We start from the raw sequence: 23085 nt of genomic DNA, 5'->3' as shown, positions 1-23085 counted from the left end.
GTTAAAGCCATAACAGCTTAGATTTTGGGTTTTGCCTAAAAATAATGACAAAATGATCAAAAAAAGAGTCTACCATGATAAAATGTTTTTTTAAAAATAGTAATAAATTAGAAGTCATTACCGATCTGAGCGAATTCGATGGCAATGAAGATAAAAAGAGCAAAGTTGTTTGGCTTGACATGCTTTTACCTAGCTCTGAAGAGATCTCTTTTGTTGAAAAGACCTTTGGTATAGATTTCCCTACAAAGCAAGAGAGTGAAGAGATTGAGATATCTTCACGTTACTGGGAAGAGGACAAGAAGATTGAGATTAACAGTTTTTTCTTGATCTCAGAAGATGAAAATGCGCACAATGAGACGGTTTCATTTATTTTACAAGGCAATGTACTTATCTCTATTCGTTATAAAGAGTTGAAAACTTTTGATGAATTTAGCAAGCGTTTTTACTATGCTCCTCGAGAATTTAAAAATGGGTATTATATCTTTTCACAACTCATCGACATCAGGATTGATGCCGATGCGGATGTTATTGAAAAACTCTCTAAAGATATTACGCGCTTGCGTAAACACGTTTTTACAGACTATACGAATGATGATGCTGAGATGTTGGAAAAAATCTCTTCTTTTGAAGATTTAAATATGAATATCCGTGAAAACCTGATGGATAAACAACGCATCTTAACCGCATTTATTAAATCAAACAAATACGATGACAGCGCTCTTCGCGCCGATATTGTCATTATGCTTAAAGATATTAAATCGTTGATTGATTACATTGAGTTTAACTTTGAAAGGCTCGATTACTTGCAAAATATCTTCTTGGGTGTTTTGAACATTGAGCAAAATAAAGTCATCAAAATCTTTACCATTATGAACGTTATCTTTTTACCACCAACGTTGATTGCGAGTATTTATGGGATGAACTTTGAGATTTTACCAGAGCTTCATTGGGATTATGGATATGCCTTTTCGCTTATTTTGATGGTTCTCTCAGCCGTAACACCGATCTTGTACTTTAAGAAAAAAGGGTGGATTTAGGCGATGAAACATACCATTGAGGTACTTAAAGTTGAAGAGTGTCTGCACTCAGATTATATTAAACCTAAAAGTATGTACTATCTGCACAATAGTGTAGAAAAGCGCTGGGATATCGTCGATACGCATAACAGTGTTGCCATTCTTTTGTACCACAAAGATTTGGATTCGTTTGTCTTTGTAAAACAGTTTCGTCCTTCTATCTATGTTAAAAATCATGATGGTTTTACCTATGAACTGTGTGCTGGTATTGTTGATAAAGATAAAAGTCTTATCGAAATTGCTAAAGAAGAAGTATTGGAAGAGACGGGTTACGATGTTCCTCTTGATAAACTTGACAAAATATCGTCTTTTTATACTGCCGTTGGTTTTGCAGGAGGCAGGCAAACGCTTTACTATGCAATTTTGGATGACAGCATGAAAGTGAGTGAAGGTGGTGGTATAGAAAATGAAAATATCGAAGTCATTTACCTCAAACGCGATGAAACACTTGAATTTATGTTTGATGAGAGTATTGCGACCACTTCAGGTTTGATGTTTGCATTGATGTGGTATTTTAAAAATTACGAAAAATAGTTTTACATGTAAAGCAAACCCCACAAAGGGGTTTGCTTACGATTTAGTTTGCGCCTACTAAAATGCTTGAAGCTTTGATGATGGCATAAACGCTATCGCCTTTAGCAAGTGAAAGCTCTTTTTTTGCATCTTCCGTCACGATGGCTGTAACGGTTAAGCCAGCAGGAGTAGAGAGGATGACTTCACAATTCACAGCGCCATCTTTGATCTCAGTTACCGTGCCTTTGATTTTATTGCGAGCACTAACCGCTAACGCGATATCTGCTTTTGCAAGAAGAACACTTTGTGCTTTAAAAATACAGAGGGCTTCAGAACCAACTTTTAAACCCAATGACTCAACAGCACCATGCGTAATGACAGAAACGATTTTATCGCCACCTTTAGTTGCAACAACAATTTCACTGTTCACAGGGCCATTTTTAATCTCTGCTACTTTCCCCGTAATTTGATTTCTTGCACTGATTTTCATAACATGCTCCTTGATATTTATTAAAAGTATGTCACTAAGTGTTATGTAATGTCAATTGCTAACGGTATGTTTTTTTACTCTTGATTGTCGCTCAGCTTGTGCAATCTTGTCAAAGGAAATATACGAGGCAAAACATTTATACGTTAGGTAATAGATACTCCCAATAACCGCAATAATGCCCGTCGTAACGATAAAACTTGAGAAAACGGCTGATAAAAAGATAGAATAAACTTCACTCATCTTAATACTCCTCAATAAATTAAGGATATTGTACCGTAGTATTTATAAAAACATAACGATAAGATGATTTGTTTTTCATCAATTAATGAAATTAAATAATCTCTAATTGCTCTAAGATGTCTTTGGTAAGTTTTGAGTGATTTCTTTTATGAATATCTTTTGTATGTAGATAATTACAAAATACGAAATTTTTTACTTCTTCCTTTGAATATCCTAAGTCTTTATAAAAACTATCGTATAACTCTTGGATTCTATCTTCATTATAAACTTGTGCTTTATTCCAAATCTCTTTTGCTATGTCATTATGTTTTTTGTAGATTGTATCCAATTGAAATCGGTCTATTGAAGCCTTGCATTTATCATCACTTGTCGTTAAATTGACTTCTAATTCAATATCGCTTGTAATTCCTCCTAAACTCTTCACATTAACGCTAAATGTTGCATTTGTATCGAAGTCGTCATAGTAAGGATGAACGATTTTTCCTTCATGCTTTTTTCTTCCTTTGAATTTGCTATTGCACGTACTGCATGATGGTATAAGATTGAAAAAAGAGAGGGAAAGATGAGGGTGTTTAGCTTTTGGATAATAGTGTTCCAATGTCGCTAAAGTATTTACTTTACCATCGCCTTTGGTATAAAAGTAGATATAGTTATTATTGCAAAATGGGCAACTTTTCAGATCTAACTTTTTAAAGTGTTCCATAAAATCTTTGTTTTCTCTATACCCAGAATAATCAAAAGCATTTTCTACTTCTTTTCTTTCGATCTTTGAAAAACCATCGCAAAAGTTTAAATACTTTGTTTCAATATCATTTATATTGGCTGTAATCATCTCTTCAATATTATCTACAATAGATTTGTATTTATGGTTTGTTAGAGCACTTTTGATTGCAGTAACGTTGATGGTTTTTAAATATTCTTTTAAATCTAAGCAAGATAAATCAAATTTTTCTCATTGGACTTAGCTTTCTCTTTTTCTAGTTTGATAGCTTTTTCTAGCTCTTCTTTTTTGTCGTTTTAGCTTCTCTAATTTTGTTTCTTTGGAAAATAACATAGCTTGAAGTGTTGATTTTAAAATGGGTTCTCCGATAATTGAGATAATGTTTTCACAATAAGCTATTTCTTTCTTTGTAAGTTTTTTTCTTATCAAGATATTTAATGGCATTATTGATTTTTTTCTTTCGCAAATTCGCCCATCAGCCCCTCTTTCATAAAAAAAACCATGAGAGAGTAGAGTGTGAATATTTGCTCCAAAAGTTTGTGGTATATCTGGATTATCTTGTTTGCCATCTTTTAAAAATATTACATTTTCTTTTGGAATATCTGAAAGCAAAAATGGAGAATGTGATGCTAGCATGATATTAAAGTCTAAATCTATAGGCTTTAATAAATCAACAATATTTTTCAATAACCTTTTTTGCCAATTTGGATGCATCGAAAATTCAACTTCATCTAAAAAGAAATTCATAGTATGGTAGATTTTATTTCCTCCATCATCTTTTTTGGTTCGAATTTGTTCTATTTCATATGCCATCATCATCAAAAATTTTAGATAAGTTTTTTCCCCGCTACTTAATTTGTCTAAGGATTTCCCATTTTTCGTTGGATCACCTTCAAAATAAGTTTTTGTTATCCACATAGGATATGCTAAAAGCCTTTTACTTTGAGTTGTATTTTCTTTTTGAATGATTTCTATATTAGCTATTATGTCTTTTTTTTGAATAGTATTTTCTATTTCTTGAAAACGTACGCAATAGCGCAATTTATCTTTTGTTGAAAATGTTAATTCCGAAAGATCTTCGAGTTCATTATATATTGTTTGCATTCCTTGTGTGTCTACAATAGTGATCAATGACATGAGAATATCTTGTTGAGTATTGCTATCTAGAATCATCTTTACTAACTGTCTCCAAATTGGAATATTAGTTAACCCCTCATTTAATAAAATTTTAAGGACAAAATAAAGTTTATTAATGGCTGAATAATTACAGTTATTAAAAAATTCATCTATTTGTTTTTCTGAATTTTGAACAAATTGCTCGAATATTACCTCTAACTTTTCAATAGTCATATTTTCTAGGAGTGCATCCTTAAAAGTTAAAGCTCCTATAATAGGATGTTTAAATCTTATCCCTACACGAAGTTTTTTCAATTTTGATTTTAATTTTTCTGTATCTGCATTAATTAATACATGTGTTGGATGGAAAAACTTTCGAATTACTTCATGCGTTTGACCTGTTAAAAATTGCCAATCAAACCGTTGTGCCATCAGATAGTCTATAGTGTTTAAGTCTATTTGATTATTCTTCTTATTTGGTTCTAGTAAAATAGGTGTAGCGTAATTATCGTGTCGATAGTAGTAATTATCAACCCACGTTTCGCTAGCATCATCTTTTAAAGAATCTAGCATATAATTCACATAAATAGAATAAGCTCCTATCTTATTCTTTTGAATTTCATTACAATCCTCAAAAGATATATCTTTTTTAGTGTTATTTATATAGTATAATTTTTCTTCTATTTCAACAATAAGGAAGCATGGTATTAGCCCATCAATGTGTAAATCAGGTTGAATTGTACCAGATGGATTAGTTGGTTTAACAGGATACTTAATAGATTGAAGGATACTTTTAAATAAACTACTCTTTCCACTCCCATTTTCCCCGACAATTGCCGTGATATTGATATTTTCAGGAAAAACAGTGATAGGTTTAGGTTCTTTTCTATGAATAGTAAATATGTCATTTTCGTATTTACATGTAAACCTAAGTGAAAAATTAAACCCTTGTTCTTTGATATTTTTATACTTCTCAATCCACAAATAAACCAGTTCCATGCATACTCCAAAGGTTTACATGTAAAGTCAAAAATCTTTACATGTAAAAAGGTTTTAGTCGATAAATCGTTTCGTCAAATCCCCGTAAGTCTCAATTCTGCGGTCACGTAAAAACGGCCAGATGCGTCTGACGTGTTCGCCTCGGGCTAAGTCCACATCGACGATGAGTATCTCTTCTTCATCGTGACTGGCGCGTGCGATGATTTCACCTTGTGGGCCTGCAACAAAGGAGTTGCCCCAAAATCGGATGCCATCTAACACGCCGTGATTGTCTTCTTCTTTGCCGACACGGTTGACACTGATGACGGGTAAACCATTGGCGATGGCGTGACCTCTTTGGATGGTCTCCCATGCGTCACATTGCCTTCGTTGTTCATCTTCCATGTCTTCATCGAACCAACCAATGGCTGTGGGGTAGATGAGCATGTCAGCGCCTTTAAGCGCCATCAAACGTGCTGCTTCGGGATACCATTGATCCCAACAGACGAGAAGACCGAGTTTTCCGACACTGGTTTGAATGGGGGAGTAACCTGTATCGCCTGGAGTGAAGTAAAATTTCTCGTAAAAGCCTGGGTCATCAGGGATGTGCATTTTGCGGTATTTCCCTGCGATCGTACCATCTTTTTCAAAGACAACGGCGGTGTTATGATAAAGACCAGCGGAACGCTTTTCAAAAAGAGAGGTGACTAAAACAACATTGTTCTCTTTAGCGACATTTGACCAAAAAGCGATGTCAGCTTCCCACGAACTTGCAAGGTCAAAACAAGCAACATCTTCGTTAATGCAAAAGTAGCGATCTTGGTGAAGCTCTTGCAGTACGACGAGCTGTGCTCCTTCAATGGCTGCTGTTTGGATGAGCGAAACGGTTCTTTGAATGGTTTTTTCTTTGGTACTTTCGACGGCATGTTGGATGAGTCCGACTTTCATAAAATCCACCTCATAGGAGTTATTTTGAATAACTTATTCTACATTAATAAGGTTTTAATACGTTTTAACTTACAATCTTGATCAGCATTATCAATTAAGGAAAATTATGATTAAACTTTCACAAATGAATGCTGGAGACAAAGCTGTCGTGGTACGAATAGGTGCTAACGAAGAGCTTAAACAAAGATTTTTTTCCTTGGGACTTCATAAAGGAAGCCAACTCCAAATCAAAGCAACAAGCATCGCTAAAAGCACTATGGAAATTGAAGTAGGTACAACGCTTCTTGCCCTTCGCTATGAAGAGGCAAAAAGCATAGAGGTCGAAAGAGTATGAAAGAGCTTGTCATTGCGCTGGTGGGACAGCCCAATGTGGGCAAAAGTATGCTCATCAACTCCATTGCCGATGCACGCTTAAAAGTCGGCAACTTTTCGGGTGTCACGGTTGAAAAAGCGGAGGTACGTTTTAGCGCGCAAGAACATTTTATTAAAATCGTTGATTTACCCGGAACGTACTCGCTCAATGATTACACTCAAGATGAAAAAGTTACTAAAGATTTTCTGGAAAATGAGCCGTATGATCTCATCATCAATGTGGTCGATGCCACTAATTTGGAGCGCAACCTTTACCTTACGACACAGCTTTTAGAACTGGATAAAAAGATGATTGTAGCGTTAAACATGATGGATGAAGCGCAAAAAGAGGGCATCTGTGTTGATCATGAACAACTCAGTTCCATTTTGGGCGTTCCCTGCGTGAAAGTCTCTGCCTCAACCAAAAAAGGCATCGGCAAACTTCTCAATCGTTCCATCGATATTTTCAATTTCCCGCATGAAAAATCAAAACTGATTTACAGTGATGTTGTGGAAGAAGAGATAGAAAAACTCTCGTTCTTTTTGAAGCAAAAACGTTATAAGACAGAGCTTGCTTATCGCGATTTGGTGCTTAAATTGTTACAAAACGATCCTAAAATATATCAGAAAATGCACGATGAACCGATTTGGCTGGAGCTGTCTTTCTTGCTTAAAGAGGCATTGGAACATCTGTATTTGCACCATGAGACAAAAGATGTCAGTGAAATTTTTGCAGAAGAGAGAGCTTCTTTTGCTAGAGGTGTTGTCACGGAAGTGCTTACATGTAAAAAGAGTATTTCTAAAACGATTACCGAGAAAATCGACGCGCTGTTGATTCATAAGATTTTTGGCATTCCAATTTTTATTGCTTTAATGTGGGCGCTTTTTCAACTGACATTTGAGCTGGGTTCCATTCCTATGGATTGGATCAATCTTTTCTTTGTTTCGCTTGGCACGTATGCCAAAACCATTTTTGGCGATGGTGAGCTTGGCTCTATGATCGCCGATGGTGCTATTTCGGGCGTGGGTGCGGTGGTCATGTTTTTACCAAATATCGTCATTCTCTTTTTTGGGATTTCTCTTTTAGAAACAACGGGGTATATGGCGCGTGTCGCGTTTTTACTCGATGGCTTTTTCCACCGTTTTGGATTGCATGGTAAAAGCTTCATTCCACTTGTGACGGGCTTTGGGTGTTCTGTTCCTGCGTATATGAGCGCTCGTACGCTTAAAAACAATAAAGACAGGCTGATTACCCTTTTCATCATTGGTTTTATGAGTTGTGGCGCTAAACTGCCTGTATACGTTCTTTTTTCAGGGGCTTTTTTTGCTCAAGAGCATGCGGGCAATGTGCTTTTTCTCATTTATATTTCTGGCGCACTCATTGGGCTTATTGCGGCTAAATTTTTAAAAGTATTTGTCTTTAAAGGTGTGGATGAACCGTTTGTAATGGAGATGCCAAAGTATCGTTTGCCTTCAATGAGACTTATTTGGCACACGGTTGTGAGTAAGGCGATTATGTATCTCAAAAAAGCGGGAACATTTATTTTGGGTGCTTCATTGCTGATTTGGTTTGCGAGCAACTATCCTAAATATCCCGATATTGAAAAAACATTTGCACAAAAAATTGAGCTTGCTCAAAGTGCAGAAGCCAAAATAGCCCTTGAAAATGAAAAAGCACAACAGCTTTTAGAAAAGAGTTTTTTAGGAATGCTGGGTAAGTCAACCGACACACTCTTTCAGCCCATTGGTTTTGATTGGAAGATGACGGTAGCGTTAGAATCTGGACTGGCGGCGAAAGAGGTTGTTGTTTCAACACTCGGTGTTTTATATGCACTTGGTGCTGGCGTGGATGAGGGAAATGAGAGTTTGATTGGCGAGCTTCAAAAACAGATACCTTTTGCTTCGGCAGTTTCTTTTATCATCTTTGTGATGTTTTACTTACCGTGTATGGCAGCAAGCATTGTCTTTACGAAAGAGACGGGTAGCTATAAATATCTTTTTTATCTGTTTATCTTTACGACGGTTGTGGCGTGGGGACTTGCTTTTGTAGGGTATAGAATAGCGCTTTTGTGGTGAGGGAGGATTTAACCTTCCTCATTTGCCACGTATTGCTGATCGTTTATCTCTGAGTCGTCATAAGGGTCGAGGTGAGCGTTAATAACCCATACTTCATCGGGAATAAGATCTTTGATCTTCTCTTCGATGCGATCTCCCGCATGGTGTGCTCGCATGAGTGAAATACCAGGACTAAAGACGAGATGGACATCGACAAAGTTGGTGTTGCCCGATTTGCGAGTTTTAAGGTAGTGAAAATCGCTAATCTCTTTTTCTTCTAAAATAATGTCACGCATTTTTTCAACCATCTCTTCATCAAGCGATGCGTCCAGCAAAATATAAACACCATCACGAATAATCTGATAGGCTGAATGAATAATGTAAATGGAAATGATCACACCCATGATCGAGTCGATCATCTCAAACCCTGTCATCTGAATGAGTACCAACGAAACAAGGATAGCGCTATTGCTTAAAACGTCTGTTTTATAGTGAAGTGCGTCTGATTTGACGACCATACTTCGTGTTTTTTTAGCAGCATAGTTCAAAAACAGAACTAAAGCAATGGTGATTGCCAAAGAGATAACCATAACAATGATGGAGTAGCCGAGGAACTCAACAGTTTCTTGGTTGATTGCTTTTTTAATGGCGGTATAGAAAATGAAAAGACCTGAAACGGTAATCACCGTACCTTCAATGACGCCTGCTAAAGCCTCAATTTTGCCTTTGCCGTAGTTGAATTTTTTATTGGCGGGTTGTTCCGCTTTGGTGATGGCAAAGTAATTAAACGCGGATACAATCAGGTCAAGTACAGAGTCAATCGCAGAAGCTAAAACGGCAACAGAGCCACTCATAACTCCCACAAAAAGTTTGATAACAATAAGGAGCGTTGCCGTTCCACTGGAAATAATCGTTGCTTTTTTTTGTAAAGTCATTCGTCGTTGTCTCTTTCTTTATAAATATTCATGGAAGCGCAGTGCAAGCTTCCGTGTTCGCGAATCAGAATTGAAGATTCAATGCCGACAATTTCACGCTCTGGAAAACATCTGGCAAAGATAGCTAAAACTTCTGCATCGTAAGGATCACTGTAGGTTGGAACTAAAACAGCATTGTTGATGAGAACAAAGTTCATGTATGTCGCTGGAATGCGGTGATTATTGAAATATTTAGCCGATGGAAGAGGCAATGGAAGCAGATTGAACTCTGTTTTTTGAAGCTCTTTTTCCATCTTGCGTAGCTCTTTGTAGTGTTCATCTTTTTTGTCATAACATTTCACATACGCAATGGTTTTTTTGTTGATGAAACGGGCTAAGGTGTCGATGTGCGAGTCGGTATCGTCACCCATAAGTGCGCCATGTTCTAAGATGATCAGCTCTTTGAGTCCAAAAAGTTCCATAAGTGTTTTTTTGATCTGTTTTTTAGAAAGATGGGCGTTTCGGTTCTCTTCAAAGAGACAATAAGCGGTTGAAAGCATGACGCCATGACCATTTGAGTCAATACTACCGCCTTCAAGGACAAAGTCTAAGCTTTTAAGTTTACCTTCTAAGTAGCCTTGTTCAAAGAGTTGACGTGTGATGCTATTGTCTAAATTGGCGTCAAATTTATTGCCCCACGCATTGAAGATAAAGTCGTAGGTTCTGCGTTTATGATTTTTATAGATATTGATGCCACCAAAGTCGCGTATCCAAGTGTCATTTGTTACCATTTCGATCAGTTCGATATTTTGGAGGCTTGGTAACATGGTCGCCAGTGCCTTTTTATCTTCACAGATCACAAGGCATTTTTGAAAATGTGCAATTTTGCTGATGAACGTTAAATACGTTCGATGGATTTCATCAATGGAGTGTGCCCAATCACTCTGTTTGGGGGGAAATACGACGATGAGTGCCTCTTGTTCTTCCCATTCGGCTGGTATTCTAATTTTCATGTTAGCTCCATGTAGTTCGTATTTAAATTAAATTATACCAAAAATGGTTTTGATCTCCTCTTTTGGGCGGAAAATTGGTAAAATAGCTTCTATTAGCTTTTACATGTAAAGGATGAGTGTGCTACTTAAAAAGAAAGATAACAAGAGTATCAACCAGATCAATTTTATGGCGATTCTTTTTGCAGGTCTTTTTGCATTTATCTCTGCATGTTTAGTCATTGTCAATGAATATTTAGAATTTCAAAAAGAGATTAAAGTCATTGAAGAGAGCTATATTCAGACACAAAAAAAGAGTGCATCGGATCAATTAAATCTTCTTCTTAATATCACCGAATACCGTTTTCAGCAAAGTCAATCGCTTCCTAAAGAAGCAATGTATCAAAAACTTAAAGAAGATATCTCGGCGCTCATTAAGCATCGTGATAAAGAACAAAACTATCTCTTTTTAGAGCTCTCTTCGGGTGAGATGCTGTATCGCTCTTCGCCGATTAACGAAGAAGATACCACCAAAGATATTGTTGTTACACAAGCATATGAACCGCTAGGGCTGATTTTGGGTAGCGGTGTGAGCACTCGTAGCATTGAAGATGTTTTGGCTGAAAAGAAAAAATCATACCAAGATAAGATCATCAATTTTGTCCTCAAAATCTATATGCTGACACTTTTTTTATACATGATTAGTACCATTGAGTATCGCTATGTGAGCGATATTATGAAGCGTGAGATTCGCTTTATTGTCTATTCGTTTAAGAAAGCCTCTTCTAGCTACGAGTTCATTGATATGGAAAAGATCAAGTTTACCGAGTTTCAAGAGATTGTCACGCACGCCAATGTGATGATTGAAGAGATCAAAAATAAAAATAGTGCACTGGTCGACCTTAACAGTAACCTTGAAGGGATTGTTGAGCAAAAGACAGTGGAGTTAAAACGCTCTATTGAATTTACGCAAGAGCTGCTTGAAAAGCAAGATCAGTTTGTCAAAAACGCGATTCATGAGATCAACACGCCACTTTCGATCATTTTGATGAATATTGATCTTTACAATCTCAAATTTGAAAAAAATCCGTATCTGCTTAAAATTGAAGCCGCAGTTAAAGTGCTCGATAATATCTATGAAGATTTGGCCTATGTGGTTAAAAAAGATCGCGTGGTGTATGAAAAAGCGATGATTGATTTTTCCAAGTTTTTAACCGAGCGTGTGGAGTATTTCGAAGATGTGGCAGAGGGCAATAAACTGCACATCAGTACCGACATTGTGCCCGATCTGTTTATTCTCTTTAATGAGACTGAATTGCAGCGTATTTGCGACAATAATCTCTCCAATGCCATCAAGTACAGTTATGAAAAGCACCCTTTACATGTAAAGCTTTTTGAAGATAAAAATGAAGTTGTTCTTGAGGTGGAAAATTGTGGAGAAATGATCAAAGCACCTGATCAACTGTTTAATCGTTATTATAGGGAAGATGAAGCGCGTGGAGGATTTGGCTTAGGGCTTAATATTGTTAAAGAGATTTGTGATACAAATGGGGTATCTATTGAAGTTCTATCCGACGAATTAAAAACACTTTTTCGCTACCGATTTGTAAAAGGATAACCTATGAAGATTTTATTGCTTGAAGATGAGTTGATGCTACGAAGTTCTATTGAAGAGTATTTGGAAGCCCTTGGACATAAAGTCATCTCTTTTGGTAACGGCGAAGAGGCGTATGAAGCGATCAAAAAAGATCTGTTTGATCTGTTGCTCTTAGACATCAATATCCCAAAAATGAATGGACTGAGTCTTCTCAAAGCGCTCAATGAGATCGAACATGCCTTCCCCACTATTTTTATCAGTGCCAATGTCGATATTGATGACATCAGTCTGGCGTTTGAATTAGGTGCATCGGATTATTTGAAAAAACCATTTCATCTCAAGGAACTGGGGCTTCGCATCGACAAGATCAAAAAAGAGTATGAGATCAAACACCTCAAACACATCATTTTAAGCTCAAAATATGTCTTTTCAAAAGAAGAGCAGATGCTTTTTTACAACAATAACGTGCAAGTGCTCACCAAGAAGCAGTTACAAATTGTGACACTACTGTGTGAGAATATGGGCGTAGTGGTTGACTTCGAAAAATTTCGTAGTTATGTGTGGAACGATGAACCGATTGATAATGCCTCTATTAGGGCTGAAATGAGCCGTCTTCGCAAGCTATTAAAAGAAGATTTTATTATCAATCTCAAAGGCGTTGGGTACAAGATAGAGAAGTATTTTCCCGAAAAAAACCGCTAAAAGTTACATATTTACACATATTATCCGAAAAAAATATCCACTTTCCTTTTAACTCTCAAATGCTACGATAATGCTATGTTACTTCTTTACAATACCTTCATAGCTACCACATAACAAAAGAAGGAGCATTTATGAGTCAAAATGTCTATGACAGAGTACGAGCCAATCCAAAGTTTACAGAACTCGTACAAAAACGAAGTAGTTTCGCATGGAAACTCACCATCATTATGTTGGTTGTTTATTATGCGTTTATCCTTGTAATTGCTTTTTCACCTGCTACCTTTGGACAGACCATAGGAAGTGGCGTCACCACCGTTGGTATTCCCGTAGGATTTGGCATTATTATTTTGTCATTTATCTTAACAGGTGTTTATATCCAAAGAGCCAATGGCGAATTTGATGAGTTAAACAATCAAATCAAAGAAGAAGCAAGGAGCGAAAAATGAAATGGGGATGGTTGCTTTTAGCATTAACCAATGTTCTCTTTGCCTCAGGCGCAGCAGAAGTTTCAGGAAAAAGTGAAGTCAATATGTCTGCCATTGTTATGTTCTTAGTCTTTGTGGCTGGAACGCTTGGCATTACTTATTGGGCGGCAAAACGTACAAAAACTGCGAAAGATTTTTACACCGCAGGTGGAGGCATAACAGGCTTTCAAAATGGTTTAGCCATTGCGGGCGATTATATGTCAGCAGCATCGTTTCTTGGAATTTCTGGCTTAGTCTATTCCAAAGGATTTGATGGACTGATCTATTCCATAGGCTTTTTGGTTGGCTGGCCGATCATTCTTTTCTTGATCGCGGAGCAACTTAGAAATCTTGGTAAATATACCTTTTCAGACGTTGCATCGTACCGTTTAAAACAAACACCTATTCGTACCCTTGCCGCGTTTGGCTCACTGGCTACGGTTGCGCTTTATTTGATTGCTCAGATGGTAGGTGCGGGTCAGTTGATTCAAATTTTATTTGGACTTGATTATGCGTACGCGGTTGTTATGGTGGGCATCTTGATGATCTTATACGTTACGTTTGGTGGCATGTTGGCAACCACGTGGGTACAAATTATTAAAGCAGGTCTTTTACTCTCTGGCGCAACCTTTATGGCTGTGATGATTATGTACAAAATGGATTTTAGTGTTGAGACACTCTTTTCCCAAGCGGTTGCTGTGAAAAAATCTGCGGCGATTATGAGCCCAGGCGGTCTGGTCAGTGACCCTATTTCAGCGATTAGCTTAGGCATTGCCTTGATGTTGGGAACGGCAGGTCTTCCACATATCTTGATGCGATTTTTTACCGTAAGTGATGCAAAAGAGGCTCGAAAATCGGTCTTTTATGCAACTGGATTTATAGGTTACTTTTATGTTTTAACCTTCATTATAGGATTTGGTGCTATCGTTTTATTAACAGGTCATCCGCAATATTTTGATGCTGTTAAAAACACACTCATTGGTGGCGGTAATATGGCAGCGATTCACTCTGCTCATGCCATTGGTGGAGACCTTTTCTTAGGCTTCATCTCAGCGGTTACGTTTGCAACGATCTTAGCGGTTGTTTCTGGTTTGACACTAGCAGGCGCAAGTGCGGTCAGTCATGATCTTTATGCGAATGTTTTTGCACGAGGCAGAGTGGATGAAATGACAGAGATGAGAGTTTCTAAGTATTCAACGATTGCTCTTGGTATCGTGGCAATCTTCTTAGGCATTGCGTTTGAAAAACAGAACATTGCGTTCATGGTAGGTCTTGCATTTGCGATTGCAGCCAGTGCAAACTTCCCAATTCTTATCTTGTCGATGTTTTGGAAAAAGCTGACAACCAAAGGTGCTGTTTATGGCGGAGGCTTAGGACTTTTCACAGCGATTGTGTTGGTTATTTTGAGTAAAGCGGTTTGGGTTGATGTTTTAGGCAATAAAACAGCTATCTATGCTTACGGTAACCCAGCACTTTTCTCCGTAGCGATTGCTTTTATCGGTATTTGGATTATCTCTATAATGGATAACAGCGAAGATGCCGTAAACGAAAGAGCTGCATATGATCATCAGTTTATTCGAAGTCAAACGGGTATTGGAGCAGAAGGCGCTTCAAGTCACTAAACGTTTTACCTCTTTCGAGGTATATCAAAGATAACTCTGCTTCACAAGAGTTTAGCGCATAGCGCAGCGTAGCCTTGTAGCTTTGCCTACAAGGCGTTATAAAATGATAAAAAAGGATCGTAACCATGTCACAACTTTTCGAACCAAGTAGAGCTTTAAGCAAAGAAGCCAGAATTAAGAACATGTGTGAGTACAAGGAGCTTTGTATCCAAGCAGATGAGGATTTTGAAGGATACTGGGATAAGCTAGCACGTGAAAAAATTGAGTGGTTTAAGCCTTATGACAGAGTATTAAATGAAGATAATGCTCCGTTCTACAAATGGTTCGAAGGTGGCAAATTAAATGTTACACATCAATGCCTAGGGCGTCATCTAAAGAGTCGTAAAAACAAAGCGGCGATTATCTGGGAGGGTGAGGACGGCAAACGCCGTATTATTACCTATCTTCAACTTTTCTACCGTGTCAATCGTCTCGCCAATTTGATGCGCAATCAATTTGGCATCAAAAAAGGCGATCGTGTTGTCCTTTACATGCCAATGATCCCTGAAGCGGCATTTGCGATGTTGGCGTGTGCGAAAATTGGTGCGATTCACTCTGTTGTTTTTGGTGGTTTTTCGGCTGAAGCTTTGCGTGATCGTGTTCAAGATGCGGAAGCAAAATTGGTTATTACTGCTGATGGTGCATTTCGTCGTGGTAAGCCTTACATGTTGAAGCCCGTTGTGGATGAAGCGCTCAGTGTTGGGTGTGAGTGTTGTGAAAAAGTATTGATCGTTCAGAGAAACTTTGAGGACATTGAGTATGTTCCAGGACGCGACTATGTTTACAATGAGATCATCATGAACGAATCTCAGTATTGTGAGCCTGAGTGGATGGACTCTGAAGACCCACTTTTCTTGCTTTATACTTCAGGCAGTACAGGTAAACCAAAGGGTGTGCAACACTCAAGTGCTGGTTACATCTTGTGGGCACAGTATACGATGGAGCATGTCTTTGACGTGAAAGAGAATGACACCTTTTGGTGTACCGCGGATGTTGGCTGGATTACAGGACATACCTACATTGTTTATGGACCGCTTGCAATGGGTGCAACGACCATTATGTACGAGGGTGTTCCAACCTTCCCAGATGTAGGCAGATGGTGGAGTATGATTGAAGAGCATCGTGTCAATCAATTTTACACCGCACCAACAGCGATTCGTTTGCTTCACAAAGAAGGAGCGGACGCACCATCTCGTTACGACCTAAGTTCACTTAAAGTGCTTGGAACCGTTGGTGAGCCGATCAACCCTGATGCGTGGATGTGGTACTATGAGCAAATCGGTGGTGGAAACTGCCCGATTGTCGATACATGGTGGCAAACAGAGACAGGTGGTCATATGATTACGCCACTTCCGGGGGCAACGCCTATCAAACCAGGGTCTGCAACTTTCCCACTTCCGGGCATTAAAGCAGAGATTATCGACGAACATGGTAATCCAACACCTCGCGGTGAAAAAGGATTTTTGTGTATCACTAAACCATGGCCTTCCATGATTCGAGATATTTGGGGCGATAGTGACCGCTTCGTGAAGTCTTATTTTGGAGATTGTAAGAAAGACGGTAAACCGGTCTACTTCTCAGGTGATGGTGCGATGTACGACGATGATGGCTACATTATCATTACAGGACGCACCGATGATGTTATTAACGTTTCAGGTCATAGAATTGGAACAGCAGAGATCGAAGCCGTTCTTGGCAATCATGAGAACGTTGCGGAAGTGGCTGTTGTCGGCCGTCCTGATCCGATCAAAGGGGAGGGCATCTTCGCGTACATTGTTATCAAGGGAATGGATAGCATGAGTGAAGAGGTTTACATGATCCAAGAGCTCAACAAACTCATCATGAAAGAGATCGGTAATATTGCCAAACTCGATGCTATTCGTTTCGTTCCAGGGCTTCCAAAAACAAGAAGCGGTAAAATCATGCGAAGAATTTTACGCTCCATTGCGAAAAAAGAGCCAATTACCCAAGATATCTCAACGCTTGAAGATCCAAGCATCGTTGAGAAAATCCAAAACCTTATCGAATTTTAGTTCCCAAACGCGGTTACATGTAAAATGTGACCGCTTCTTCTCCAAACTAAATCACAGTGGAAATTTGCAGTTAAAATGTTATGATACGTGTCCTATTACTATCCATCAGAGGAACATAACATCATGGCAATGCATATTATTAATCAGCCGCAAGATCAAACCAAAGCCGTCAATGACACCGTCAATTATCCAAACCTAGAAACGATGATAAGTGTCCCTTTAGGTATTGGAGAGTTTTACGAAGCATGTAAAGATTATCCGATTTTGTTTACTAAAAATCAAGAAGGCGATTGGCTTGCCATTGCGCTCCTTGGCTTTAACGATAAAAATGTTTATTTGGATGAGAATCGTCGCTTTAAAAAAGGTAAATATCTTCCCGCTTTCTTGAGACGCTATCCGTTTATTTTGGTTCAAAATGAGGGTAAAGAGAGCTTTTCTTTAGGTATTGAAGAGGAAGCTTTGGAAGCATTAAATGAATCCAATCAACAACGAGCTCTCTTTAAAGAGGATAAAACACCAACGGATTTGACGAAGAATACATTAGATTTTTTAGTACGTTTTCAAGGTGAGTTGCAAGCATGTAGCGCTTTTATTAAAGAGTTAGAATCATGGGGACTATTAGTCGAACAAAGTGCCAATCTTCTGGATGAAGAGGGCAAAACCCATACGATCAATGGATTTTTTACCATTAACGAAGAAAAACTCAGTCATCTCAGTGAAAAGAAACAGCTTGATATTTGCAAAAAAGGTGCAACGCCTTTCATGACAGCCCATCTCATTTCACTCAGCAATATTAGACGATTAGGATTGTAGCAACGAGCTTTACATGTAAAGCTAAATGACTTTACATGTAAAGATTTTCTAACACTTCATTTGAACTTTTAGACCTATTGAATGGGCAATTATTGGCAATCCATCGCGTCATGCAATTTAACGAGGTTCTCTTTCATGATGTCAATATAACCAATCCCTTTTTTACTCTCAGCAACGGTAATATTCTCAACAGGTCTGAGCGCGTCTGTTTTAACATTCGCCTCTTTGGCGATGGATTTTGCGACTTTATCGCTGGCAAATTCTTCAAAAAAGACGGTGGGGATCTTCTCTTTTTTGGTTAGATCAATCAACTGTGCAATCTGTTTTGGAGAAGGTTTGGTCTCAGGCGTCATGCCTGTGATGGAGTATTGGGTGATGCCATACTCTTGGGCTAAATACTCAAAAGCGTCATGGTTGACAATAACTTTTTTGTTTTTACAACTTTTAAGAACCTCATAATCCGTTTTTAATGCTTCTAGCTTTACAAGATACGCCGCTAAATTGGCTTCATACAGTTTTGCATTTTCGGGGTCTTTGGTGCTCAGCAAAGCCGCTACTTCTTTGGCGACATTCATGTAGTTATCGATGCTCAACCAGTAGTGTGGGTCATAACTGCCTTTGTGTTCATGCTCATGCTCCGAATGTTTCATTTCGATGAGTTTGACTTTCTGGCTCATATCAATCGTTTTATCTTGAATTTTTAAAGAGCTGATAATCTTGGTACTCCATGTCTCAAACACGGGACTGCTGATGATGAAATAATCGCTCTTTGAAAGAGCCGCAATGTCTTTAGCTTTGGGCTCAAATTCATGCGCTTCAACGCCAAAGGGAACCAAATTGGTAAGCTTGACGTTATCGCCTCCAATATTTTTAACAACATCATAGAGTGGAAATATGGTTGTGGTGATCGATACATCTGCAAACATGACCGAACTGAGGGCTGCTGCTAATGCAAATTTTTTTTAACATACGTGACTCCTTCGTTTTAATACACAAAGCATAACATTATGCAACTGAGTTGCATATAAAAGAGCCACTCTAAAAAAATTAATACTGCTTTTTCTTGCAGACAAGTGAAATTATAAAAAAAGCACAAGAGCAAAACAACGATGGTCGCACCGCTAGGCAAAGAAGCATAGTAGGAAATAAACAGACCAAGAATGACCGATACAATCGATATAAAAATCGCATAAACCACGGAGTTTTTAAAATTTTTACTAAATTGCATGGCAATGATGGCAGGGATGATCATCATCGCACCAATCAAAAGCGCTCCCACGATTTTAATCGAAACACTGATGACGACTGAAACCAAAGAGATGAGCATATAGTTTAAAAATGTGGTGTTGATGCCAGACGCTTTCGCACTCTCTTCATCAAACGCGATGTACAAAAAGCGTTGAAAATTGGCGTACAACGTTACCGTACAGACCAATCCTAAAAGCATGATAATCATAATATCCGTGTCATCGATCGCAACGATTGAACCAAAAAGATAGTCAAACAAAGAGGTATTAAACGATGCGGAAGCCGATACGATGATGATGGCAAGCGCTAAAGAACCCGATAAAAAAATCGAGAGGATCGAATCAGAATAGAGTTTATTATTTTGCCTTAAATACTCAATGATCCATGAAGCGACAAGGGTAAAAGCGATGGAGCTGTAACTCGGTGCAATGGAGGTTAAAAAACCAATCGCCACGCCGAGGAGCGAAATATGGGCAAGTGCGTCTGAGAGCATTGAAAAGCGTTTGACGACCACAAACATACCAAGAGAAGAGGCAATGGCGGCGATTAAGGTGCCTGCTAAAAAGGCTTTGAGCATAAATGTGTATTGAAAAATTTCCATATCAATCCTTAATGATGGTGACAAACCATGTGCGCATCGACGCCATAGAGCTGATTTAACTGTTCTGAATGATAAATTTGGCGCGGATCATGGCACGCTAAAAGTGTTTGGTTGATGCACAAAACTTTGTTGATGTCATCGACAATGACACCCAAATCATGGGTAATAAAAAGAATTGTAATGTTCTCTTTGACATTTAAATCTTTCAAAAGCGCATAAAAATTGATTTGTGATTGCTTATCAACGCCCGTGTTGGGTTCATCAAGAATGAGGATTTGTGGGTTGTTGACCAGCGCTTTGGCGATCATGACGCGTTGGCGTTGTCCGCCTGAGAGTTCGCTGATTTTGGCATCTTTCAAATCTTCGATATTCATCTTGATTAAAGCGCGATCAATGATTTCTAAATCGCTGCGATTGATTCTTGCAAAAAGAGATTTATTGGCGATTAAGCCTAATTTCACGACCTCGTGAACGCTGATGGGAAAATTTTCATCCAATTTTGAAATACCTTGCGAAACATAGCCTATCTTTTTCAATGCACTCAACGTGGGTGTTTTTCCAAACAGTTTGATTGTGCCACTGTCGTAGGGAATAAGCCCAAGGATGAGTTTAACGAGCGTACTTTTTCCACCACCGTTTGGTCCAATAATAGCGGCATAATCGCCCCGTCTAATCTCAAACGTCACATTTTGAATAATGGTTTTAAAGTTTAAATTTTTTGCTTCAATGACATTGTCTTTAAAGTTTTTTAATACCACGGTGTACCTTTTTTGAGCCAAGTATCTTAGGTGTTCTTGCCTCAATGGAAAATGGTAAGAAGTGTACCATGATGCAACTAAGTCGTACGTAAAAATTTTGAATTTGTTTGAGAAGCTGAGAACAGGCGTTTACATGTAAGCTTAAAGGGCTTTACATGTAAACAGAAAATTCTTATTAATGGGGTGCATTTTCACACTCATACGTTGCGGCAACCCCTTGTGTGACAAATCGTACTCCCATATCGTAAGCTTTTTCGCAATCTATTGGGAATATCTCTTCGCGTCTTTTTGCTTTGAGGGATTCACTAAAAGCGGTTACTTCGTATTTTGAGTAGTCTTTAAATTGATAAGTATCGGTGACATAGAGTGCTTCAGAAGAGCCAAAAATACTGCCAAGTCTTTTTTCAAGACCTTTGAGTGCTTCAACATAGCCCCATTCTTTCATTCTTTTTTCATCTAAATTCATCGTATACATCAAACCGATGGGGATTTTTCGAGGGAAGAGGGAGGAGTAATTGGCATCGTAAAGGGTGTATTGAAAGGCTAAACGCTCTATAAAAGAGCGCATCATCCCCGTAATATTTCCAAAGTAAATGGGTGAGCCTAAGAGAATGGCATCGGCATCTCGCAGTTTTTCTAAAAGCGGCTGAAGATCATCTTTGTGGGCGCATTTCCCGTATGATTTTCCACCTGTTAGTTTACATGCAAAACAGCTCACGCATCCTTTGTAATTCAAATCATAAAGATGTATGAGTTCCGTTTGAGCACCTTGTGAGTCCGCCCCTTTTAGGGCATGTTTCAGTAAGGTTGCTGTGTTGGCATTTTTTCGGGGACTTCCATTGATGGCTACAATTTTCATATATTTATTCCTTGTTGTTATTTTGATAAAATATTCGCTGTTTACATTAACGGTGAAATAGATGTTGGTAACGCTATCATATTTGTAGCCATTATAATCTCTTCAGGGGCACCTTTTGGTGGCCAAATTCCTTTTTGATATAATTCTTGTCTCACATTAAGTCTGAATTCAAAACTTTTATACGCTATGATATGCACTATCCGAGCGGGTCCATCTAAGGCATACATTGCTATGATTACAGGTGATATTTTTTGCCGTGCGGGCAACGCTTTTTCCCAGGCATCTATGCTTTTTTTAATACCCCCTACCGCCAACTGATACTCTCTGAATTCATATATTGGCCCCAATTGACCAGTTTTTATTGGAGGCATAAAAGGAAATGGCATAAAGGACTCGATCTTAAATCCTTTTATTAAAATATCACTTATACCAAATGGATTATTATTGAATAAGAATTTCTCCCTTTCTTCCATCAGCTCTCCTACAGTACCAAATTCCCGTAATATAAGCAAACAATCAGGCCCAATAGGACCAATTTCGACTTTCCAACATCCCAATAATCTTCCATGACTTTGTGATGTCTTTTTATAGTTTAAAATACTTTCTACAGCTTTGTTTGTTCCCCAAAGATGAAGATGCATAGTTGTCAGTTCATAAACCATCTTTTCTTCCTTCCGATAATTTTTTGATCTCTTATAGATAGTAATATGCATTTGTTTACTCATGGTAAAAAAATTTATATTATCATCTCCCTATTTCACAATGTCCCTTTAATAGAATTATAGAACAATATACAACTTAAGTATAGAATGAACTTTTTAGTTATATACTAACTAAAAGGGAAGTAATGGAGAAAACAGTGCAAAATTTTGGTGATAAATACGAAAAATGCCCAATGTATTATACGATGTCGATTCTTGAGGGAAAATGGAAGTGGATTATCCTGTGGGAAATTAGCAGAGCCGGTGTCATAAGATACAATCGATTAAGAGAGTTACTCAAACCGATTGCCCATAAGACATTAAGCCAACAACTCAAAGAGCTGGAGAGCAATAATATTATTCACAGAGAACAGTACAATGAAGTTCCCCCCAAAGTAGAATATTCGCTCACTAAAGAGGGAGAATCTGTCATCCCCATTCTAAGTTTGATGTATCAATGGGGAAAAGAGCATAGGTTAGAGGGTGAAGTATTGGATGATGGGTCGTGTATGAATGCGTAAAGAAGTAAATCTTACATGTAGAGATTTATTTCTTTACATGTAAAGATTTTTAGGAGACTAATGCCGCGTGGATCAGTGTCTCGTCTTGTTCAAAATGAATCGTACAGTTACTTTTAATACCAATCTCTTCAATACTCTTTTCGTAGTTTCGATCTCTGTTTTCGCCTTTGATGGAGATTGAAAAAATAGGGTATTTTTTAGTATTAAAGCGAATATATTCACCTGTAATAAGCGCTAAGCGCGTGGTGATAACGGGTGAGTTGATATGTGATTGGTAAACTTTGGTCAGCAGTTTCATAAAGTCTTCGACTTTGAGACGAACGTCAGGGAATGTTGGATCAAACTCTTTTTTAAACTTGATATTGGCGTTGGTCGAAGAAGCGCTGATACAAAGATCTAGCAGTGCATAAATATTGACACTTTCACCATATTCTTCAACGTTAGCAAATTTCTTTGTTGCGCTTTTATACAGCTTGATACCAATCGATGTCTCATCATCATAACCTACCGTAATAGCATAGAACTTGTACGAACTAAACGAGATATCTACGATGGTTGTTTTAAACCCATAGGTCATACTCGCATAGGTTTGGGCAATATCAAAGATTTTTTTATGATTCACCTCACCAAGAAGGTATTGTGCTTCTTGGTTGAGGGAAATAATCTTCCCCGTGTTGTCAAAAACAATAAAAGGATTGTAGTCGTGTTCAATCCACGCTTCTGCAAAACTACTCAT

General features: G+C 38.2%; 24 protein-coding genes. 11 read left to right on the top strand and 13 right to left on the bottom strand.

What is annotated here, in order from left to right; translation table 11 throughout:
• Nucleotides 1–74: 74 nt before the first annotated feature.
• On the top strand, nucleotides 75–1037 hold the full coding sequence (gene corA, locus Sdiek1_RS10070) for a magnesium/cobalt transporter CorA (protein WP_087438999.1): 963 nt from the start codon (nucleotides 75–77) through the stop codon (nucleotides 1035–1037).
• A gap of 3 nt (nucleotides 1038–1040) precedes the next feature.
• The gene (locus tag Sdiek1_RS10065) at nucleotides 1041–1610 is read left to right on the top strand and encodes an NUDIX domain-containing protein (protein WP_087438998.1); all 570 of its coding nucleotides are present in this window, start codon (nucleotides 1041–1043) and stop codon (nucleotides 1608–1610) included.
• Nucleotides 1611–1653: 43 nt separating this feature from the next.
• Here Sdiek1_RS10065 and Sdiek1_RS10060 read toward each other — a convergent pair whose 3' ends face one another.
• The 5 genes from Sdiek1_RS10060 to Sdiek1_RS10040 all read right to left on the bottom strand — a co-directional run bounded on the left by Sdiek1_RS10060 (nucleotide 1654) and on the right by Sdiek1_RS10040 (nucleotide 6082).
• Nucleotides 1654–2079 carry a TOBE domain-containing protein gene (locus Sdiek1_RS10060; RefSeq protein WP_087438997.1) on the bottom strand — a complete coding sequence of 142 codons (426 nt, stop codon included), beginning with the start codon at nucleotides 2077–2079 and terminating at the stop codon, nucleotides 1654–1656.
• 51 nt (nucleotides 2080–2130) lie between these two features.
• Nucleotides 2131–2319, bottom strand: coding sequence for a hypothetical protein (locus tag Sdiek1_RS10055; RefSeq protein WP_087438996.1), 189 nt, complete (start codon nucleotides 2317–2319; stop codon nucleotides 2131–2133).
• A gap of 91 nt (nucleotides 2320–2410) precedes the next feature.
• The gene (locus tag Sdiek1_RS10050; RefSeq protein ID WP_087438995.1) at nucleotides 2411–3151 is read right to left on the bottom strand and encodes a hypothetical protein; all 741 of its coding nucleotides are present in this window, start codon (nucleotides 3149–3151) and stop codon (nucleotides 2411–2413) included.
• A 129-nt stretch (nucleotides 3152–3280) separates the two neighbouring features.
• The gene (locus tag Sdiek1_RS10045) at nucleotides 3281–5155 is read right to left on the bottom strand and encodes an AAA family ATPase (protein WP_087438994.1); all 1875 of its coding nucleotides are present in this window, start codon (nucleotides 5153–5155) and stop codon (nucleotides 3281–3283) included.
• A 54-nt stretch (nucleotides 5156–5209) separates the two neighbouring features.
• The gene (locus tag Sdiek1_RS10040; RefSeq protein WP_087438993.1) at nucleotides 5210–6082 is read right to left on the bottom strand and encodes a carbon-nitrogen hydrolase; all 873 of its coding nucleotides are present in this window, start codon (nucleotides 6080–6082) and stop codon (nucleotides 5210–5212) included.
• A 106-nt stretch (nucleotides 6083–6188) separates the two neighbouring features.
• Here Sdiek1_RS10040 and Sdiek1_RS10035 point away from each other — a divergent pair, with 106 nt between their 5' ends.
• Together Sdiek1_RS10035 and feoB are read left to right on the top strand one after the other, a co-directional pair.
• Nucleotides 6189–6416 (top strand): FeoA family protein, encoded by a 228-nt coding sequence (locus Sdiek1_RS10035; protein ID WP_087438992.1) that lies wholly within the window; start codon nucleotides 6189–6191, stop codon nucleotides 6414–6416.
• A complete protein-coding gene (gene feoB, locus Sdiek1_RS10030) occupies nucleotides 6413–8509 on the top strand; it encodes a ferrous iron transport protein B (protein WP_087438991.1) in 2097 nt (698 codons plus the stop codon). The genes Sdiek1_RS10035 and feoB overlap by 4 nt, the downstream gene beginning before the upstream one ends.
• Nucleotides 8510–8517: 8 nt before the next feature.
• Here feoB and Sdiek1_RS10025 read toward each other — a convergent pair whose 3' ends face one another.
• Nucleotides 8518–9423 carry a cation diffusion facilitator family transporter gene (locus Sdiek1_RS10025; protein WP_087438990.1) on the bottom strand — a complete coding sequence of 302 codons (906 nt, stop codon included), beginning with the start codon at nucleotides 9421–9423 and terminating at the stop codon, nucleotides 8518–8520.
• Nucleotides 9420–10415 (bottom strand): agmatine deiminase family protein, encoded by a 996-nt coding sequence (locus Sdiek1_RS10020; RefSeq protein ID WP_087438989.1) that lies wholly within the window; start codon nucleotides 10413–10415, stop codon nucleotides 9420–9422. Before Sdiek1_RS10020 ends, Sdiek1_RS10025 begins: the two co-directional genes overlap by 4 nt.
• Nucleotides 10416–10533: 118 nt before the next feature.
• Here Sdiek1_RS10020 and Sdiek1_RS10015 point away from each other — a divergent pair, with 118 nt between their 5' ends.
• The 6 genes from Sdiek1_RS10015 (at nucleotide 10534) to Sdiek1_RS09990 (ending at nucleotide 17661) form a co-directional block, all read left to right on the top strand.
• A complete protein-coding gene (locus Sdiek1_RS10015) occupies nucleotides 10534–12009 on the top strand; it encodes a sensor histidine kinase (protein WP_087438988.1) in 1476 nt (491 codons plus the stop codon).
• A gap of 3 nt (nucleotides 12010–12012) precedes the next feature.
• Nucleotides 12013–12690, top strand: a complete 678-nt coding sequence (locus Sdiek1_RS10010; RefSeq protein ID WP_087438987.1) for a response regulator transcription factor — start codon at nucleotides 12013–12015, stop codon at nucleotides 12688–12690.
• Nucleotides 12691–12821: 131 nt separating this feature from the next.
• On the top strand, nucleotides 12822–13136 hold the full coding sequence (locus Sdiek1_RS10005; RefSeq protein WP_087438986.1) for a DUF485 domain-containing protein: 315 nt from the start codon (nucleotides 12822–12824) through the stop codon (nucleotides 13134–13136).
• On the top strand, nucleotides 13133–14776 hold the full coding sequence (locus Sdiek1_RS10000; protein ID WP_087438985.1) for a cation acetate symporter: 1644 nt from the start codon (nucleotides 13133–13135) through the stop codon (nucleotides 14774–14776). Before Sdiek1_RS10005 ends, Sdiek1_RS10000 begins: the two co-directional genes overlap by 4 nt.
• Nucleotides 14777–14901: 125 nt before the next feature.
• On the top strand, nucleotides 14902–16848 hold the full coding sequence (acs, locus tag Sdiek1_RS09995) for an acetate--CoA ligase (RefSeq protein WP_087438984.1): 1947 nt from the start codon (nucleotides 14902–14904) through the stop codon (nucleotides 16846–16848).
• Nucleotides 16849–16971: 123 nt separating this feature from the next.
• Entirely contained in the window at nucleotides 16972–17661 is a 690-nt protein-coding gene (locus Sdiek1_RS09990; protein ID WP_087438983.1) for a SapC family protein, read from the top strand.
• Between the two features lie 89 nt (nucleotides 17662–17750).
• Here the strand turns inward: Sdiek1_RS09990 and Sdiek1_RS09985 are convergent, their stop codons facing one another.
• The 5 genes from Sdiek1_RS09985 to Sdiek1_RS09965 all read right to left on the bottom strand — a co-directional run bounded on the left by Sdiek1_RS09985 (nucleotide 17751) and on the right by Sdiek1_RS09965 (nucleotide 21789).
• Nucleotides 17751–18587, bottom strand: a complete 837-nt coding sequence (locus Sdiek1_RS09985; RefSeq protein WP_087438982.1) for a metal ABC transporter substrate-binding protein — start codon at nucleotides 18585–18587, stop codon at nucleotides 17751–17753.
• Nucleotides 18588–18646: 59 nt separating this feature from the next.
• A complete protein-coding gene (locus Sdiek1_RS09980) occupies nucleotides 18647–19510 on the bottom strand; it encodes a metal ABC transporter permease (RefSeq protein WP_087438981.1) in 864 nt (287 codons plus the stop codon).
• A gap of 8 nt (nucleotides 19511–19518) precedes the next feature.
• Entirely contained in the window at nucleotides 19519–20268 is a 750-nt protein-coding gene (locus Sdiek1_RS09975; protein ID WP_087438980.1) for a metal ABC transporter ATP-binding protein, read from the bottom strand.
• 175 nt (nucleotides 20269–20443) lie between these two features.
• A complete protein-coding gene (locus tag Sdiek1_RS09970; RefSeq protein ID WP_087438979.1) occupies nucleotides 20444–21127 on the bottom strand; it encodes a flavodoxin family protein in 684 nt (227 codons plus the stop codon).
• A gap of 41 nt (nucleotides 21128–21168) precedes the next feature.
• Nucleotides 21169–21789, bottom strand: coding sequence for an NIPSNAP family protein (locus Sdiek1_RS09965; protein WP_161492027.1), 621 nt, complete (start codon nucleotides 21787–21789; stop codon nucleotides 21169–21171).
• Between the two features lie 185 nt (nucleotides 21790–21974).
• On the opposite strand from Sdiek1_RS09965, the gene Sdiek1_RS09960 reads away from it, so the two are divergent.
• Complete coding sequence (locus Sdiek1_RS09960; protein ID WP_192866739.1) at nucleotides 21975–22349, top strand: winged helix-turn-helix transcriptional regulator; 375 nt, start codon at nucleotides 21975–21977, stop codon at nucleotides 22347–22349.
• A gap of 49 nt (nucleotides 22350–22398) precedes the next feature.
• On the opposite strand, the gene Sdiek1_RS09955 is transcribed toward Sdiek1_RS09960, so the two are convergent.
• Nucleotides 22399–23085: a hypothetical protein gene (locus Sdiek1_RS09955; RefSeq protein ID WP_087438977.1), complete on the bottom strand. Its 687-nt coding sequence runs from the start codon at nucleotides 23083–23085 to the stop codon at nucleotides 22399–22401.

This window comes from Sulfurospirillum diekertiae, assembly GCF_002162315.1.
Classification (GTDB): domain Bacteria; phylum Campylobacterota; class Campylobacteria; order Campylobacterales; family Sulfurospirillaceae; genus Sulfurospirillum.
Note: the sequence above shows the minus strand (reverse complement) of the source record. Positions and strands in the feature narration are given on the sequence as shown.

Excerpts from the sequence above, each read along its gene's own strand:
- Sdiek1_RS10010 (WP_087438987.1), top strand. The coding sequence starts at position 12,013 with ATGAAGATTTTATTGCTTGAAGATGAGTTGATGCTACGAAGTTCTATT.
- Sdiek1_RS10065 (WP_087438998.1), top strand. The coding sequence starts at position 1,041 with ATGAAACATACCATTGAGGTACTTAAAGTTGAAGAGTGTCTGCACTCA.
- Sdiek1_RS09985 (WP_087438982.1), bottom strand. The coding sequence starts at position 18,587 with ATGTTTGCAGATGTATCGATCACCACAACCATATTTCCACTCTATGAT.
- Sdiek1_RS09990 (WP_087438983.1), top strand. The coding sequence starts at position 16,972 with ATGGCAATGCATATTATTAATCAGCCGCAAGATCAAACCAAAGCCGTC.
- Sdiek1_RS09960 (WP_192866739.1), top strand. The coding sequence starts at position 21,975 with ATGGAGAAAACAGTGCAAAATTTTGGTGATAAATACGAAAAATGCCCA.
- Sdiek1_RS10020 (WP_087438989.1), bottom strand. The coding sequence starts at position 10,415 with ATGAAAATTAGAATACCAGCCGAATGGGAAGAACAAGAGGCACTCATC.
- Sdiek1_RS10005 (WP_087438986.1), top strand. The coding sequence starts at position 12,822 with ATGAGTCAAAATGTCTATGACAGAGTACGAGCCAATCCAAAGTTTACA.
- Sdiek1_RS10050 (WP_087438995.1), bottom strand. The coding sequence starts at position 3,151 with ATGATTACAGCCAATATAAATGATATTGAAACAAAGTATTTAAACTTT.
- feoB (WP_087438991.1), top strand. The coding sequence starts at position 6,413 with ATGAAAGAGCTTGTCATTGCGCTGGTGGGACAGCCCAATGTGGGCAAA.
- Sdiek1_RS10025 (WP_087438990.1), bottom strand. The coding sequence starts at position 9,423 with ATGACTTTACAAAAAAAAGCAACGATTATTTCCAGTGGAACGGCAACG.
- Sdiek1_RS10035 (WP_087438992.1), top strand. The coding sequence starts at position 6,189 with ATGATTAAACTTTCACAAATGAATGCTGGAGACAAAGCTGTCGTGGTA.
- Sdiek1_RS09980 (WP_087438981.1), bottom strand. The coding sequence starts at position 19,510 with ATGGAAATTTTTCAATACACATTTATGCTCAAAGCCTTTTTAGCAGGC.
- Sdiek1_RS09955 (WP_087438977.1), bottom strand. The coding sequence starts at position 23,085 with ATGAGTAGTTTTGCAGAAGCGTGGATTGAACACGACTACAATCCTTTT.
- corA (WP_087438999.1), top strand. The coding sequence starts at position 75 with ATGATAAAATGTTTTTTTAAAAATAGTAATAAATTAGAAGTCATTACC.
- Sdiek1_RS09965 (WP_161492027.1), bottom strand. The coding sequence starts at position 21,789 with ATGGTTTATGAACTGACAACTATGCATCTTCATCTTTGGGGAACAAAC.
- Sdiek1_RS10060 (WP_087438997.1), bottom strand. The coding sequence starts at position 2,079 with ATGAAAATCAGTGCAAGAAATCAAATTACGGGGAAAGTAGCAGAGATT.
- Sdiek1_RS09970 (WP_087438979.1), bottom strand. The coding sequence starts at position 21,127 with ATGAAAATTGTAGCCATCAATGGAAGTCCCCGAAAAAATGCCAACACA.
- Sdiek1_RS10000 (WP_087438985.1), top strand. The coding sequence starts at position 13,133 with ATGAAATGGGGATGGTTGCTTTTAGCATTAACCAATGTTCTCTTTGCC.
- Sdiek1_RS10045 (WP_087438994.1), bottom strand. The coding sequence starts at position 5,155 with ATGGAACTGGTTTATTTGTGGATTGAGAAGTATAAAAATATCAAAGAA.
- Sdiek1_RS10055 (WP_087438996.1), bottom strand. The coding sequence starts at position 2,319 with ATGAGTGAAGTTTATTCTATCTTTTTATCAGCCGTTTTCTCAAGTTTT.
- acs (WP_087438984.1), top strand. The coding sequence starts at position 14,902 with ATGTCACAACTTTTCGAACCAAGTAGAGCTTTAAGCAAAGAAGCCAGA.
- Sdiek1_RS10040 (WP_087438993.1), bottom strand. The coding sequence starts at position 6,082 with ATGAAAGTCGGACTCATCCAACATGCCGTCGAAAGTACCAAAGAAAAA.